This window comes from Candidatus Symbiothrix dinenymphae (assembly GCF_001431085.1).
The window spans coordinates 1-651 of sequence record NZ_BBRU01000211.1 but is presented as its reverse complement, the minus strand read 5'-3'; the positions used below and the strand labels follow the sequence as shown (position 1 = coordinate 651).

At 53.0% G+C, this 651-nt stretch carries 1 pseudogene; it reads right to left on the bottom strand.

The annotated features are described in order from the left end of the window. A pseudogene (gene xseA / locus ASC50_RS02915) lies at window positions 1-651 on the bottom strand (exodeoxyribonuclease VII large subunit); the annotation flags it as partial.

Genomic DNA, 651 nt, shown 5'->3' with positions numbered 1-651 from the left:
GTTTCCTCCATTTTGCCCACTAAATAATCGGCTACTGCGGTGGGGGTTTTTGGCGCGGTGGTTGGAAATGAAGTCCAGCACGGTGTCGTCGCGCTCGTGCCCGATGCCGGTGATGATTGGCAACGGAAATTGGGCGCAGTTGGCAGCCAATTCGTAACTGTCGAACGAAGCTAAATCGGAGGTTGCACCGCCGCCCCGAATAATCACAACGGCATCAAACGCCTCAATATGTGCATAAATGCGGTTCAGGGCTTCGATGACGGACGGTGCCGTTTGCTCGCCCTGCATCACCGCCGAAAAAACGACCGGATAAAACACAAAACCCCGTTGATTATTGAGCAGATGATTCATAAAATCTTCATAACCGGCTGCCGTTTTGGACGTTATGACGGCGATACGCTGCGGCAAGGCGGGCATCGGAAGTTCCTTGTTGAGCGTCAAAATACCTTCCTGCTGCAGTTGGGCGATGATTTGTCGGCGGCGTTGCTGCATATCGCCCAGCGTGTAACTTGGGTCTATCTCGCAAACGCTTAATCCATAGCCATATAGCGGGTGCATATCCCCCGACACGCGCACCAGCCCTTTCAGTCCGGACGTAAACGCCTGCCCCGTTTGCGCCCCAAAATAAGGCTTCAATGTATTAAACGTATT